General features: G+C 72.2%; 13 protein-coding genes. 11 read left to right on the top strand and 2 right to left on the bottom strand.

Translation table 11 applies throughout. From position 1 onward, the window contains the following. Positions 1 to 39: 39 nt before the first annotated feature. Entirely contained in the window at positions 40 to 1,050 is a 1,011-nt protein-coding gene (gene paaA / locus DFJ68_RS01575; RefSeq protein ID WP_121030468.1) for a 1,2-phenylacetyl-CoA epoxidase subunit PaaA, read from the bottom strand. 219 nt (positions 1,051 to 1,269) lie between these two features. On the opposite strand from paaA, the gene DFJ68_RS01580 reads away from it, so the two are divergent. Both DFJ68_RS01580 and DFJ68_RS01585 read left to right on the top strand, forming a co-directional pair. Beyond that, positions 1,270 to 1,587, top strand: coding sequence for a hypothetical protein (locus DFJ68_RS01580; RefSeq protein WP_147431489.1), 318 nt, complete (start codon positions 1,270 to 1,272; stop codon positions 1,585 to 1,587). 146 nt (positions 1,588 to 1,733) lie between these two features. After that, the gene (locus DFJ68_RS01585; protein WP_121030473.1) at positions 1,734 to 2,048 is read left to right on the top strand and encodes a hypothetical protein; all 315 of its coding nucleotides are present in this window, start codon (positions 1,734 to 1,736) and stop codon (positions 2,046 to 2,048) included. A 115-nt stretch (positions 2,049 to 2,163) separates the two neighbouring features. On the opposite strand, the gene DFJ68_RS01590 is transcribed toward DFJ68_RS01585, so the two are convergent. Then, positions 2,164 to 3,165 carry an aldose epimerase family protein gene (locus tag DFJ68_RS01590; RefSeq protein ID WP_121030475.1) on the bottom strand — a complete coding sequence of 334 codons (1,002 nt, stop codon included), beginning with the start codon at positions 3,163 to 3,165 and terminating at the stop codon, positions 2,164 to 2,166. 358 nt (positions 3,166 to 3,523) lie between these two features. Between DFJ68_RS01590 and DFJ68_RS01595 the strand changes: the two genes are divergently transcribed. From DFJ68_RS01595 to DFJ68_RS01635, 9 genes are all read left to right on the top strand, one after another. After that, positions 3,524 to 4,522: an ABC transporter substrate-binding protein gene (locus DFJ68_RS01595; RefSeq protein WP_121030477.1), complete on the top strand. Its 999-nt coding sequence runs from the start codon at positions 3,524 to 3,526 to the stop codon at positions 4,520 to 4,522. A gap of 193 nt (positions 4,523 to 4,715) precedes the next feature. Continuing rightward, positions 4,716 to 6,329 carry a sugar ABC transporter ATP-binding protein gene (locus DFJ68_RS01600; RefSeq protein WP_211333248.1) on the top strand — a complete coding sequence of 538 codons (1,614 nt, stop codon included), beginning with the start codon at positions 4,716 to 4,718 and terminating at the stop codon, positions 6,327 to 6,329. Beyond that, positions 6,326 to 7,540 carry an ABC transporter permease gene (locus DFJ68_RS01605; protein ID WP_121030479.1) on the top strand — a complete coding sequence of 405 codons (1,215 nt, stop codon included), beginning with the start codon at positions 6,326 to 6,328 and terminating at the stop codon, positions 7,538 to 7,540. Before DFJ68_RS01600 ends, DFJ68_RS01605 begins: the two co-directional genes overlap by 4 nt. Beyond that, entirely contained in the window at positions 7,537 to 8,589 is a 1,053-nt protein-coding gene (gene yjfF / locus DFJ68_RS01610) for a galactofuranose ABC transporter, permease protein YjfF (protein ID WP_121030480.1), read from the top strand. Before DFJ68_RS01605 ends, yjfF begins: the two co-directional genes overlap by 4 nt. After that, on the top strand, positions 8,586 to 9,605 hold the full coding sequence (locus DFJ68_RS01615; protein WP_245963386.1) for a LacI family DNA-binding transcriptional regulator: 1,020 nt from the start codon (positions 8,586 to 8,588) through the stop codon (positions 9,603 to 9,605). The genes yjfF and DFJ68_RS01615 overlap by 4 nt, the downstream gene beginning before the upstream one ends. A 92-nt stretch (positions 9,606 to 9,697) precedes the next feature. Continuing rightward, on the top strand, positions 9,698 to 11,533 hold the full coding sequence (gene araB, locus DFJ68_RS01620; RefSeq protein WP_121030482.1) for a ribulokinase: 1,836 nt from the start codon (positions 9,698 to 9,700) through the stop codon (positions 11,531 to 11,533). Further along, complete coding sequence (locus tag DFJ68_RS01625; RefSeq protein WP_121030484.1) at positions 11,530 to 12,213, top strand: L-ribulose-5-phosphate 4-epimerase; 684 nt, start codon at positions 11,530 to 11,532, stop codon at positions 12,211 to 12,213. The genes araB and DFJ68_RS01625 overlap by 4 nt, the downstream gene beginning before the upstream one ends. 24 nt (positions 12,214 to 12,237) lie before the next feature. Beyond that, positions 12,238 to 13,803 carry an L-arabinose isomerase gene (araA, locus tag DFJ68_RS01630; RefSeq protein WP_121030486.1) on the top strand — a complete coding sequence of 522 codons (1,566 nt, stop codon included), beginning with the start codon at positions 12,238 to 12,240 and terminating at the stop codon, positions 13,801 to 13,803. A gap of 110 nt (positions 13,804 to 13,913) precedes the next feature. Further along, positions 13,914 to 14,222 (top strand): hypothetical protein, encoded by a 309-nt coding sequence (locus DFJ68_RS01635; RefSeq protein ID WP_121030488.1) that lies wholly within the window; start codon positions 13,914 to 13,916, stop codon positions 14,220 to 14,222. Positions 14,223 to 14,276 lie beyond the last annotated feature (54 nt).

Consider the following 14,276-nt stretch of genomic DNA (forward strand, 5'->3'; position numbering starts at 1 on the left):
CGTGGGTGCCAGGGGCGCCAGGGGTGCCGGGATCGGTGGTCACGCCCTGACCTGCTCCCGCGAGCGGGCGGCGAAGGCGAGCGCGGCGTCGCGCACCCACTCGCCGTCCTCGTGGGCGGCGCGGCGGTGGGCGATGCGCTGGGCGTTGCACGGCCCGCCGCCCTTGACCACCGTCATGAACTCGTCCCAGTCGGGGGAACCGAAGTCGTGGTGGCCGCGCTCCTCGTCCCAGCGCAGCTCGGGGTCCGGCAGGGTCACGCCGAGGGCGGCCGCCTGCGGCACCGTCATGTCGACGAACTTCTGGCGCAGCTCGTCGTTCGTGTCGCGTTTGATGCCCCACGCCATCGACTGCGCCGTGTTCGGCGAGTCGGCATCGGGCGGTCCGAACATCATGAGGGCGGGCCACCAGAAGCGGTCGACCGACTCCTGCACCATCGCGCGCTGCTCATCCGTGCCGCGCATCATCGTGCTGAGCAGCTCGTAGCCCTGGCGCTGGTGGAACGACTCCTCCTTGCAGACGCGGATCATCGCCCGGCCGTAGGGCCCGTACGACGTGCGGCACAGCGGCACCTGGTTGCAGATGGCGGCGCCGTCGACGAGCCACCCGATGGTGCCCACGTCGGCGTACGACAGCGTCGGGTAGTTGAAGATCGAGGAGTACTTCTGCTTGCCGCTGACGAGCTTCTCGGTGAGCTCCTGCCGGGAGACCCCGAGTGTCTCGCACGCCGAGTACAGGTACAGACCGTGACCCGCCTCGTCCTGCACCTTGGCGAGCAGGATCGCCTTGCGTCGCAGAGACGGTGCCCGGGTGATCCAGTTGCCCTCGGGCTGCATGCCGATGATCTCGCTGTGCGCGTGCTGCGCCACCTGCCGCACGAGCGTCGCGCGGTACTTCTCCGGCATCCAGTCGCGCGGCTCGATGCGGTCGCCCCGTGCCACGGTGGCCTCGAAGTCGGCGGCCAGCCCGTCGGCGAGGTCGGCGTCGACGTCGGGCGCCGGTGCGGTGGTGACGGATGCCGGTGGGCCGGCGGGCGTCGTCGGTGCGGTCATGGGGGTCCTCCGGACGAGGCGGTCGACGGTGATCGATTAACAGACCGAACGGTCAGTATCGATGATCCCACGTCCCGGCATCCTGGGCAACGCGCGCGAGTACCCGGGTGCCGACCCGGGTATGCGAGTGCTGACGGTCAGCGGCCCGCTGGCGTCAGGCTGCGTTCGCGCCGCCGAGGATGGCCCGGGTTGTGCCGGTGCGAAGGAGAGGTGCAGGACGTGGGAGACGCGACCGGACTCATCGTCATGGTGCTCATCATCGTCGTGCTGCTCGCCGGCGCCTTCCTGCTCAACCGCAGCAAGTCGCCGGGGGGCAAGCCCGCCAACGACACGCTCAACGACGACCCGACGTCGACCGAGCGCGAGCTGCGCGACGAGGACCCTCGACACGGGTCGGGCGGCATCCCCGTCGACCGGCTCACCCCCGACGGGTCGGGCACCGCCGTGGCGGGCGCCGGCGCCGGGGGCGTGACCTCCGATGCGCGCGACCCGCTGACCAACGGCGGCAGCGACTCGGGCGACTCGCCGGACACGTAGGCCGGCCGGCCCCGCCTTCGACAATCCGACCCGTCGGCGCCACTTTCGCGACGCTCCCGGGGACGTCGGACCGCGCGCGGCGACCGCGACCGTCCTACGATCAAGGAGGACGGTGCCCGGGGACGGGCGCCGGGTAAGGAGTCGTCATGGGAGACAGAGTCGGGCTCATCATCATGGCCCTCTTCATCGTGGGCATGATCACCGGCTTCGCCGTGTTCGGGGCCCGCAAGCGTCGGGCCGACGGCCGCAAGGACCACGACACCCTCAACTCCGAGGCGGAGACCACCACCGTCGACCAGGGTGGGCACGGTCGTCGCTCGGGCGAGATCCCGTACGACACGTTGACCCCGGACGGTTCGGGCACGGCCATCGCCGGCGCCGGAGCAGGCGGACGCACGACCGACGGTCGCGACCCCCTCACCGGTGGCGCCGCCGACTCGAGCACCTCGCCCGACACCTGATCGGCCCTGCGGCCCCGTCGCCTGCGCCGAGCGCGGCGGGCGCACCCGCCGCGCCCACCGGCATCCGGGCGGACTGACCTCTCGACGGTGCCTAATTGGCCTCTCGACGGGTCGGTCAGCTGAAGGTCCACACGGTGGTCGTTCGGTACGTCTCGCCCGGTCGCAGCACGACCGAGGGGAACCCGTCGTGGTGCGGTGCGTCGGGGAAGCCCTGCGTCTCCAGGGCGATCCCCGCGCGGGGGCCGTACGTGCGGCCCCCGACCCCGACCACCGTGTCGTCGAAGTGGGCGCCGGTGTACACCTGCAGACCGGGCTGGTCGGACTCGACGACGAGGGTCGGCGCCGACGGTGCCTCGAGCCGGGCGACCTCGCGCATCCCCGCGCCGTCGACGACGAGGTTGTGGTCGATGCCTCCGCCGTACCGCAGCTGCTCGCCGCCCCGGTCGAGGGCGTCCCCGAGGCGGGTCGCCTCCCGCAGGTCGAAGGGGGTCTCCGAGACGTCGGCGATCTCACCCGTCGGCAGCAGGTCGGCGCCGACCGGGGTGTAGCGCGAGGCCGGAACCGTGAGCCGGTGCTCGTCGACCGGGCCCGAGCCCTCGCCGGTGAGGTTGACGTAGGCGTGGTTGGTCAGGTTCACCACGGTGGGCTTGTCGGTCGTCGCGACGTACGCGATCGAGACGCGCCCGGCCTCGACCGCGTAGGTCACCTCCACGTGGACGTGGCCGGGGTAGCCCTGGTCGCCGTCGGGGCTGTCGAGGGCGAAGGTGACCGACGACCCGGTGCGCGAGACGACGTCCCACCGGCGCTGGTCGAAGCCCTCGAGCCCCCCGTGCAGCGACGTCGTGCCCTCGTTGGCCGTGACGTCGTGGTGCCGACCGTCGAGGTCGAAGCCGGCGCCCCCCAGCCGGTTGGCCAGCCGCCCCACGACGGCGCCGAGGTAGCCACCGCGCCCGTCGTAGGCCGAGACGTCCCGGTGGCCGAGCACGACGTCGACGGTGCGCCCACCGGCATCCGTCACGAGCAGCCGGCGGACCGCGGCCCCGAACGGGACGAGCTCGACGGCGATGCCGGGTGCGGTGACGACCACCGGTTCGGCGGGGGACGTGGGGATGGTCATGACGCGCCTCTCGGATGCCGGGGTGGGGCGGCCGGGGGTGTCGGAGGCCCCCGGGCAGGCTGAGACCGTAACGCCTCCCGTCGAGCTACCGGACCCGGACCCGTGGACCCGCCCGGCACGTCCCGCGGATCGAGACCTGCGTCGAGGCCGCCGAGGGCGTGAAGGTGAAAGTGAGCGTTAACAAAGCATCTCGGACACGATCACGGGGACCCCGGTTTTTGTTCTCAGAAACGCTTGACACGTGGTGATGTTAACGCTCACACTCGTGCCTTGAGTGACCCGACGGTCACGGCGGGACGACGACGTCGACCGCACCTCGGCGCCAACGACGGCGCCAAGAACATGGAGGAAGATCCACATGCTCAAGAAGATCCTTCCGGTGGCCGTCAGCGCCGTCGCCGTCGCGGCCCTCGCCGCGTGCGGTGGTGGCGGCAACGCGGCGGGCTCCGGGTCTACCGGCGGCGGGGCCGGCGCAGGCGACAAGGCGCTCGTCATGGGCTTCTCGCAGGTCGGGGCCGAGAGCGGCTGGCGAACCGCCAACACGAAGAACGTGCAGGACTCCGCCAAGGAGGCGGGGGTCGAGCTGAAGTTCTCCGACGCGCAGCAGAAGCAGGAGAACCAGATCAAGGCGATCCGCAGCTTCATCCAGCAGAAGGTCGACGTCATCGCCTTCAGCCCGGTCGTCGAGACGGGTTGGGACACGGTCCTGCTCGAGGCGAAGCGCGCCAACATCCCCGTCATCCTCACCGACCGCGCGGTCGACTCCGAGGACACCTCGCTCTACAAGACCTTCCTCGGCTCCGACTTCGTCGCCGAGGGCAAGAAAGCCGGCGAGTGGCTCGTCAAGGACAGCGAGGGCCAGAGCGCCGTCAACGTCGTCGAGCTGCAGGGCACCACCGGTGCGGCCCCCGCCATCGACCGCAAGGAGGGCTTCGCCGAGGCCATCAAGGCGGCCCCGCAGATCAAGGTGGTCGCCAGCCAGACCGGCGACTTCACCCGCTCGGGCGGCAAGCAGGTCATGGAGGCCTTCCTCAAGAGCAACCCCGACATCGACGTCGTCTACGCCCACAACGACGACATGGGTCTCGGTGCCATCGAGGCCATCGAGGCCGCCGGCAAGGTGCCCGGCAAGGACATCAAGATCATCACGGTCGACGCCGTCAAGGACGGCATGACCGCCCTCGCCGAGGGCAAGATCAACTTCATCGTCGAGTGCAGCCCGCTGCTCGGCACGCAGCTGATGGACCTCGCCAAGAAGGTCGTCGCCGGGGAGTCGGTGCCCGAGCGCGTCGTCACCGAGGAGACGACCTTCACGCAGGAGCAGGCCAAGAAGGCCCTGCCCTCGCGCAAGTACTGAGGGACATGCCCCGTCGGGCCGGGCACGACGTGCCCGACCCGCGGGGTGCGCCCTCACCAGGCGGACGTCACCTCACCCTCCGGGTGTGGTGACGTGCCCGCCCCCCGGATGCCGGGCGGTCGCGCCGAGCGACGCCGCCCGGCATCCGGCCAGCGACCATCGCGGGAGACGCCCGCGGACAGGACAGGACGTCATGAGCAGTGAGCAGACGGTGACGGGTCGGCCCGTCGTCGAGATGCGCGGCATCACGATGGAGTTCCCCGGCGTGAAAGCGCTCGAGGGAGTGGACTTCCGGCTGCTGCCGGGCGAGGTGCACGCCCTCATGGGCGAGAACGGCGCCGGCAAGTCGACCCTCATCAAGGTGCTGACCGGCGTCTACACCGCGACGTCCGGCACGACCACCCTGGACGGCCGGGAGGTCGCCTTCGGTGGCCCGGGCGCCGCCCAGGACGCCGGCGTGAGCACGGTGTACCAGGAGGTCAACCTCTGCCCCAACCTGTCGGTGGCCGAGAACGTGCTGCTCGGTCGCGAGCCGCGCCGCTTCGGCGCCATCGACGCGCGGGCGACGCGGGCCCGGGCCGCCGAGCTCATGGCGCGCATGGGTCTGCACATCGACCCGGGCTCGACCCTCGCCGAGCACCCGATCGCCGTGCAGCAGCTCGTTGCCATCGCCCGGGCCGTCGCGGTCGACGCCCGCGTGCTCATCCTCGACGAGCCCACCTCGAGCCTCGACCAGGACGAGGTGGCCGAGCTCTTCCGGATCATGCGCCACCTGCGCGACGACGGCGTCGCCATCCTCTTCGTCTCGCACTTCCTCGAGCAGGTCTACGAGATCGCCGACCGCATGACGGTGCTGCGCAACGGCCGGCTCGTCGGGGAGTACCGCACCGACGAGCTGAGCCGGCTGCAGCTCGTGTCGGCGATGATCGGCCGCGAGCTCGGCGCCCTGCAGGAGGTCGAGCGCCTCGCCGACGAGGCCGCCGACGAGGTGCGGCGCACACCCGTCCTCGAGGCCACGGGCCTCGGGCGGCGTGGCTCGGTGGCCCCGTTCGACCTGCGCATCGACGAGGGCGAGGTCGTCGGGCTGGCCGGCCTGCTCGGCAGCGGGCGCACCGAGCTGGCTCGGCTGCTCTTCGGCGCCGACCGGCCCGACTCGGGCAGCGTGACCGTCGGCGGCAGGGCGGTGTCGCTGCGCACGCCGCGGTCGGCCATCCGGGCCGGCATCGCCTTCTGCTCCGAGGACCGCAAGGGCGAGGGGATCCTCGCCGACCTCAGCATCCGCGACAACCTCGTGCTCGCCATGCAGGCCGCCCGCGGGTGGGCGCGCCCGATCCCACGGCGCACCAAGGACGAGCTCGTCGAGAAGTGGGTCACCGCCCTCGACATCCGGCCCGCCAACCCCGACGCCCTCGTCGGCACGCTCTCCGGCGGCAACCAGCAGAAGGTGCTCCTGGCCCGCTGGCTCGTCACCGAGCCGAAGCTGCTCATCCTCGACGAACCCACCCGTGGCATCGACATCGGGGCCAAGGCCCAGATCCAGAAGCTCGTCACCGAGCTGGCCCAGCAGGGCATGGCGGTGCTCTACATCTCCGCCGAGCTCGAGGAGGTGGCGCGCCTGTCCCACCGGGTGGTCGTCATGAAGGACCGCGCGAAGGTCGCCGAGCTCGACGGCAGCGCCACCCCCGACGACATCCTGCGCGTCGTCGCCGAGAGCACCGAGAGCACCGAGCGCGCCCAGAGCGTCGACAGCGCTGCGGCGCCCGGCGCGCGTCCCGCCCCCACCCACGACGAGAAGGTCGCCTCATGAGCACCGTCACCCGATCCGCGGCCCCGGGCCTCGGGGCGCGACTGCGGGGCAGCCGACTGCTGTGGCCCGTTCTCGCCCTCGTCGCCCTCATCGCGGCCAACGCCGTCGCGAACCCCTCGTTCCTCTCCCTGCGCATGCAGGACGGGGCGCTCTACGGAAGCCTCGTCGACATCCTCAAGAACGGCGCGCCGACGCTGCTCATCGCGCTCGGCATGACGCTCGTCATCGCCACCCGCGGCATCGACCTCTCGGTCGGGGCGGTCGTCGCCATCGCCGCGGCCGTCGCATGCACGAGCATCGCGGGGGCCGACGACCCCGGCAGCCTGGGCGCCGCCCTCACCGGGATGGGCCTCGCGCTGGCCCTCTGCCTCGTCCTCGGCCTGTGGAACGGCTTCCTCGTCTCCATCCTCGGCATCCAGCCGATCATCGCCACGCTCGTGCTCATGACCGCCGGCCGCGGCATCGCGATGCTCGTCACCGACGGCCAGATCATCACCGTCAACAACGACCCCTTCCGCGAGGTCGGTGCCGGCTTCCTGCTCCTGCCCGTCTCGATCATCATCGCCGTGGCGGCGCTCGTGGTCGTCGCGCTCGTCACCCGCCGCACCGCCCTCGGCCTGCTCATCGAGTCGGTCGGCATCAACCCCGAGGCCAGCCGCCTCGCCGGCCTCCGGGCGCGCACGATCATCTGGACCGTCTACGTCTTCGCCGCCCTCTGCGCCGGCGTCGCCGGCCTCATGATCAGCTCGAACGTCAGCGCCGCCGACGCCAACAACGCCGGCCTCTGGATCGAGATGGACGCCATCCTCGCCGTCGTCATCGGCGGCTCGTCGCTCGCCGGCGGCCGCTACTCACTGGCGGGCACGCTCATCGGCGCGCTCATCATCCAGACCCTGACGACGACCGTGTACTCCATGGGCATCGCGCCCGAGGTGACCCTCGTCTTCAAGGCGCTCGTCGTCATCGCCGTCTGCCTCCTGCAGGCGCCGAAGGTACGCGAGGCCCTCGGCCGACGGCGGTCGGGCGCCAGGGCGTCCGGCAGCCCCACCGGCACCGGCGCCACGGGTGACAGTGTCAGCGCCGACACGACCGACCCGACCGACACCACGCAGCCGGATGCCGTCGCGCCCGGTACCCAGACCACCACCCCCACCGACGCGGACAGCACCGCCGGCGATGCCGACGCCAAGCAGAAGGTGGCCCAGTCGTGAGCACCTCCACCTCCACACCCAGCCCGGCACCCGCGTCCGCGCTCACGCCCCACGGTGCGCCGAGCGCCCGAGCCGGCCACCCGGCATCCTCGCGGCTGGCCCGCTCACGGCGGGTGCTGCCCGTCATCGCGACCTTCGTGCTGTTCGTGCTGCTGTTCGGCGTGGGTTCGCTGCGGTACGAGGGCTTCACGTCCGGTCAGGTCGTCGCGAACCTCTTCATCGACAACGCCTTCCTCATCGTGCTCGCCGTCGGGATGACCTTCGTCATCCTCACCGGGGGCATCGACCTCTCGGTCGGCGCGGTCGTGGCGCTGTCGACCATGGTGGCCGCCGCGTGCCTGCGCGCCGGGCTGCCCGCACCCGTCGTCATCCTGCTCGTGCTGCTCGTCGGCTCCACGCTCGGGACGGTGATGGGGCTGATCATCCAGCGGTTCGAGCTGCAGCCGTTCATCGTCACGCTGGCCGGCATGTTCCTCGCCCGCGGCCTGTGCTTCGTCATCGGCGTCGAGTCGATCTCGATCAAGGACCCGTTCTTCCGCAGCCTCGCCACCGGCACCATCGAGCTCGGTGGGGGAGTCGTCATCACGTGGAGCGTCGTCATCGCGCTCGTCGTCGTGGCCGTCGCCGCCTGGGTGCTGCACCGCACGCGCTTCGGCCGCACGATCTACGCCATCGGCGGCAGCGAGAGCTCGGCGACGCTCATGGGCCTGCCCGTCGCGCGGGTCAAGGTGGCGGCCTACGCCATCAGCGGGCTCTGCGCCTCGGTCGCCGGCCTGCTCTTCTCGCTGTACATGCTCTCGGGCTACGGCCTGCACGGCGTCGGTATGGAGCTCGACGCCATCGCCTCGGTCGTCATCGGCGGCACCCTGCTGTCGGGCGGCGTCGGCTGGGTGGTGGGCTCCGTGCTCGGCGTGCTCGTCCTGGGTGTCATCCAGACACTCATCTCGTTCGAGGGCACGCTGAGCTCATGGTGGACCAAGATCGCGATCGGAAGCCTGCTGCTCGTCTTCATCGTGATGCAGCGCCTGTTCATGCGGAGGGGCGCGTGAGCGACCTCGCCACGCGCGCCCCCGTCATGCAGGACGTCGCCCGGCTGGCCGGCGTCTCGCACCAGACGGTCTCGCGCGTCATCAACAACGCGCCGAGCATCCGGCCCGCGACCCGCGACCGCGTGCTCGAGGCCATCGAGCAGCTGGGCTACCGGCCCAACACGGCCGCCCGCAGCCTCGTGCGCGGTCGCTCGGGCACCATCGGCATCATCTCGACGGAGTCGACCCTGTTCGGGCCGACGAGCGTGCACCGCACGGTCGACAAGGCCGCCCGCGACTCGGGGTTCTCGGCGAGCTCGGTGACGCTCGCGTCGGTGACGCGGGGGGACTTCGACGCCGCGGTCGAGTCGCTCATGCAGCACGCCGTCGAGGGCATCGTCGTCATCGCGGGTCACGACGACGCGCTCGAGGTGGCTCGCTCGCGCAGCGCAGCGTTGCCCTTTGTCATCGTCGAGGGCGACCTCACGCGGGCGCGCCGCTCGGTGGGCGTCGACAACGTCGCCGGAGCCCGCATGGCGACGCAGCACCTGCTCGACCTCGGTCACACCGAGATCGCCCACGTCACGGGGCCGCTCGACTGGGCCGAGTCGCGGGCGCGATCGGACGGCTGGCGCCAGGCCATGGTCGACGCGGGTCTGCGACCGCTCGAGCCGATCACCGGCGACTGGAGCTCGGCGAGCGGCTACGCGGCCGGGCGCCGGCTCGCCGAGAACCCCGACGTGACGGCGGTGTTCACCGCGAACGACCAGATGGCCATCGGCGTCCTGCTCGCGCTGCACGAGGCCGGTCGGGAGGTCCCGGTCGACGTCAGCGTCGTGGGGTTCGACGACGTCCCCGAGGCGGCGTACGTGATCCCGCCGCTGACGACGGTGCGCCAGGACTTCCCGGCCATCGGCCGTGCCGCCATCGGCATGCTCACCGCGGCGATCGCGGGCGAGAAGCTGCAGAAGCCGGGCCTCATCGACCCCGCGCTCGTCGTGCGACGCAGCACGGCGTCGCCCCGACCCGACCGCTGAGCGTCGGCGGGGCGGTCCGTGACCGTCCCGACGTCCGACCCTCCCCTCGTCCCCACCGTCCGACCGCCCCGAAGCAGCAGGAGACCGCCGCCATGACGACCGCCGCGCCGAGCACGACCACCGCCCAGAACGGCCGCAGCCGTGACACCTACGTCGTCGGCGTCGACTACGGCACGCTGTCGGGACGGGCTCTCGTCGTCCGGGTCGCCGACGGTGCCGAGGTCGGCACGGCCGTTTACGAGTACGGCCACGCCGTCGTCACCGACCGCCTGCCGACCGGGGGCCCGGCCCTGCCGCCGGAGTGGGCCCTGCAGGTCCCCGACGACTACCGCGACGTGCTGCGCCACGCCGTCCCCGACGCGGTCGCGGCCGCGGGCATCGACCCCGCCGACGTCGTCGGCATCGCCACCGACTTCACGGCCTGCACCGTGCTGCCGACGACGGGTGACGGCGTACCCCTCTGCGAGACGGAGCGGTTCGCGTCGCGGCCGCACGCCTGGGTCAAGCTCTGGCGCCACCACGCCGCCCAGGGTCAGGCCGACCGCATCAACACCCTCGCGGCCGAGCGCGGCGAGGCCTGGCTGCCCCGCTACGGCGGGCTCATCAGCTCGGAGTGGGAGTTCGCCAAGGCGCTCCAGGTGCTCGAGGAGGACCCCGAGGTCTACGAGGCCACGGACCACTGGGTCGAGGCCGCCGACTGGATCGTCTGGCAGCTGTGCGGGACGTACGTCCGCAACGCGTGCACCGCCGGGTACAAGGGGATCCTGCAGGACGGCGCCTACCCCACGCGCGACTTCCTCGCCGCCCTCAACCCCGACTTCGAGGGCTTCGTCGACGACAAGCTCGACCACCCGATCGGCGCGCTGGGCGCCGTCGCCGGACGTCTCACCGCCGAGGCCTCCCGCTGGACGGGCCTGCCGGAGGGCATCGCCGTGGCCGTCGGCAACGTCGACGCACACGTCACCGCCCCCGCCGCGCAGGCCACCGAGCCCGGCCAGATGGTGGCCATCATGGGCACCTCGACCTGCCACGTCATGAACAGCGACGTGCTCCGCGAGGTCCCCGGCATGTGTGGCGTCGTCGACGGGGGCATCGTCGACGGACGCTGGGGCTACGAGGCCGGGCAGTCGGGGGTGGGCGACATCTTCGGCTGGTTCGTCAAGACCGGGGTGCCGCCCGAGTACGTCACTGCTGCAGGGGAGTCCGGTGTCTCGGTGCACGAGCACCTCACGGCGCTGGCGGCGCGTCAGGAGGTCGGCGAGCACGGCCTCGTCGCCCTCGACTGGCACAGCGGCAACAGGTCGGTGCTCGTCGACCACGAGCTGTCCGGGCTCGTCGTCGGGCAGACCCTGGCCACGCGCCCCGAGGACACCTACCGGGCCCTGCTCGAGTCGACGGCCTTCGGCACGCGCACCATCCTCGAGACGTTCCGCGAGAGCGGGGTGCCGGTCGAGGAGCTCGTCATCGCCGGAGGGCTGGCGAAGAACCGCCTCCTCATGCAGATCTACGCCGACGTGACCCGGCTGCCCCTCTCGCTCATCGGGTCCGAGCAGGGCCCCGCCCTCGGGTCGGCCATCCACGCGGCCGTCGCCGCCGGCTGCTACCCCGACGTGACGACGGCGGCCCGCCACATGGGTCGCGTGCAGCGGGCAGCCTTCGTGCCCGACGAGGCACGGGCCGCGGCCTACGACTCGCTCTACGCCGAGTACCGCACGCTGCACGACCACTTCGGTCGCGGCGGAAACGACGTCATGAAGCGCCTCAAGGGTCTGCGTCGTGAGGCGGTGGCCCGCCGTGCGGAGACGGGCGGGGCGCACGAGGCCGGCGACCCGGCATCCGGCTCTGCCGAGGTGAACTCGACTGCCACGACGTCGAGCTCGGATGCCGACGTGGCCAGGTCGGGCGAGCGTGTGGAGGTGGGCGCGTGACCCTCACCGTCACCGCGGACGTCCGCGAGACCGTCGCCGGCCTGCGGCGCGACGTCGCCCGCCTGCACGGCGAGCTCACCCGCTACGCGCTGGTCGTGTGGACCGCCGGAAACGTCTCGGCCCGGGTGCCGGGGCACGACCTCATGGTCATCAAGCCGAGCGGGGTGTCCTACGACGACCTGACGCCGGAGAACATGGTGGTCTGTGACCTGCACGGGCGGGTCGTCGAGGGGGAGCACGCGCCCTCCAGCGACACCGACGCGCAGGCCTACGTCTACCGGGAGATGCCCCACGTCGGCGGCGTCGTGCACACGCACTCGACGTACGCGACGGCGTGGGCCTCGCGCGGCGAGCCCATCCCGTGCGTGCTGACGATGATGGCCGACGAGTTCGGCGGTGCGGTGCCGGTCGGCCCGTTCGCCCTCATCGGCGACGACTCGATCGGGCGCGGGATCGTCGAGACGCTGCGCGTGAGCCGTTCGCCGGCGGTGCTCATGCGCAACCACGGCGTCTTCACCGTCGGCCGCGACGCCCGGGCCGCCGTCAAGGCCGCCGTCATGTGCGAGGACGTCGCCCGCACCGTGCACATCGCCCGCCAGCTCGGGGAGCCGCTCGCCATCGGGCAGTCCGACGTCGACTCCCTGTTCGACCGCTACCAGAACGTCTACGGCCAGCGCTGACGCGCGGCCCACGAGGAGACCACGATGACCACACCCGGCACCCCTTCCAGCCACGCGGGCGGCTCGAGCCAGAGGGGTAGCCTCGACGCCCCCGTCGACAGCCGGGAGGTGTGGTTCCTCACCGGCAGCCAGCACCTCTACGGCGAGGAGACGCTGCGCCAGGTCGCCGAGCAGTCGCAGGCCATCGCCAAGGAGCTCGACGCGGCGGGCGCCCTGCCGGCCCGGGTGGTGTGGAAGCCGATCCTCACCGACTCCGTCGCCATCCACCGCGTCATGCTCGACGCCAACGCCGCGGACGCGTGCGTCGGCGTCATCACGTGGATGCACACGTTCTCGCCGGCGAAGATGTGGATCACGGGCCTCGACGCGCTGCGCAAGCCGATGCTGCACCTGCACACGCAGGCCGGCGCCGAGCTGCCGTGGTCGAGCATCGACATGGACTTCATGAACCTCAACCAGGCCGCCCACGGCGACCGGGAGTTCGGCTTCGTCGGGGCGCGGCTCGGGGTGGCCCGCAAGGTCGTCGCCGGACACGTGAGCAACCCGGTGGTCGTCGAGCGGGTCGCCGCGTGGGCCCGGGCCGCCGTCGGGGTGACGGCACTGCGGACGATGCGACTGGCCCGGTTCGGCGACAACATGCGCGACGTCGCCGTCACCGAGGGCGACAAGGTGGAGGCCCAGCTGCGGTTCGGGGTGTCGGTCAACACCTACGGCGTCAACGACCTCGCCGCGGTCGTCGACGAGGTCGGCGACGGCGAGATCGACGCCCTGGCCCGCGACTACGAGCAGGAGTACGCCGTCGCGCCCGAGCTGCGCCGCGGCGGCGAGCGCCACGAGTCGCTGCGCTACGGCGCCCGCATCGAGCTGGGGCTGCGGCAGTTCCTCACCGAGGGCGGCTTCACCGCGTTCACGACGAACTTCGAGGACCTCGGCGGCCTGCGCCAGCTGCCCGGCCTCGCCGTGCAGCGGCTCATGGCCGACGGCTACGGCTTCGGCGGCGAGGGCGACTGGAAGACCTCGGTGCTGCTGCGCACGTCGAAGGCGATGGCGCAGGGCCGCCCCGGTGGGACGAGCTTCATGGAGGACTACACGTACCACCTCGTGCCCGGCGAGGAGAAGATCCTCGGGGCGCACATGCTCGAGGTCTGCCCGAGCATCGCGGGCGCCCGCCCGTCGCTCGAGGTGCACCCCCTCGGCATCGGAGGCCGGGAGGACCCGGTGCGCCTGCGCTTCACGGCCGCGCCCGGTGAGGGCGTCGTCGTGGGCATGAGCGACCTCGGTGGGCGGTTCCGGCTGACGCTCAACGAGATCGACGTCGTCGAGCCCGACGAGGCGCTGCCCCGGCTGCCCGTCGCGTGTGCCGTGTGGGAGCCGCGTCCGTCGCTGTCGACCTCGACGGAGTCGTGGCTGCTCGCCGGCGCCCCTCACCACACCGTGCTCTCGACCGCGCTGCGCACCGAGGAGTACCGCGACCTCGCCGAGATGGTCTCGACCGAGCTCGTGGTCATCGACGCCGACACGACGCCGACGAGCCTGCGCCAGGAGCTGCGCTGGAGCGCCGCCTACCACCGCCTCGCCGCCCGCCTCTGAGGCCCGGCCACCCGGCATCCGGTGGAGGTACGCGCTCGCGCTGGGTCGCGACGGGTCACCTCCACCGGATGCCGGTGGGGATAGCCTGTGGGTCCGACGGAGGGGGAGCGATGCGCACGGTGAGGACGTCCGGCCTGCTGGCCGCGCTGCTCGCCGCGGTCGCGATGCTGCTCGTCAGCCTGCTCCCGTCGGCGGTGGCCGACCCGTCGACGGCCGGTGCTCCTGCTGCGCTCGCCGCGGTGGCCGTTCTCGTGGCCCTGGCCGTCGTCGCACGGCGACCGGCCTTGGCGCCGTTGGTCGCCCGGTACCGACCCGGCGGCACGGGCGCCGGCGACGAGGTCGAGGCGCCGACCGCCTACTGGTGCGCGGTGCCGGTGACGCGACGCCCCTCCCGACCGCGGGCTCCGGGTCTGGGCTGACCGCCGCGTCGTGTACGACGACGTGGCGGGCCGCTGCCCTCACCCCTCGCCGTG

The sequence above is a fragment of the Terracoccus luteus genome (assembly GCF_003635045.1).
Taxonomy (GTDB): Bacteria; Actinomycetota; Actinomycetes; order Actinomycetales; family Dermatophilaceae; genus Terracoccus; species Terracoccus luteus.

Coding starts and splice junctions, on each gene's coding strand:
- DFJ68_RS01600 (WP_211333248.1), top strand. CDS start 4,716: ATGAGCAGTGAGCAGACGGTGACGGGTCGGCCCGTCGTCGAGATGCGC.
- DFJ68_RS01585 (WP_121030473.1), top strand. CDS start 1,734: ATGGGAGACAGAGTCGGGCTCATCATCATGGCCCTCTTCATCGTGGGC.
- DFJ68_RS01595 (WP_121030477.1), top strand. CDS start 3,524: ATGCTCAAGAAGATCCTTCCGGTGGCCGTCAGCGCCGTCGCCGTCGCG.
- araA (WP_121030486.1), top strand. CDS start 12,238: ATGACCACACCCGGCACCCCTTCCAGCCACGCGGGCGGCTCGAGCCAG.
- paaA (WP_121030468.1), bottom strand. CDS start 1,050: ATGACCGCACCGACGACGCCCGCCGGCCCACCGGCATCCGTCACCACC.
- DFJ68_RS01635 (WP_121030488.1), top strand. CDS start 13,914: ATGCGCACGGTGAGGACGTCCGGCCTGCTGGCCGCGCTGCTCGCCGCG.
- DFJ68_RS01605 (WP_121030479.1), top strand. CDS start 6,326: ATGAGCACCGTCACCCGATCCGCGGCCCCGGGCCTCGGGGCGCGACTG.
- DFJ68_RS01590 (WP_121030475.1), bottom strand. CDS start 3,165: ATGACCATCCCCACGTCCCCCGCCGAACCGGTGGTCGTCACCGCACCC.
- araB (WP_121030482.1), top strand. CDS start 9,698: ATGACGACCGCCGCGCCGAGCACGACCACCGCCCAGAACGGCCGCAGC.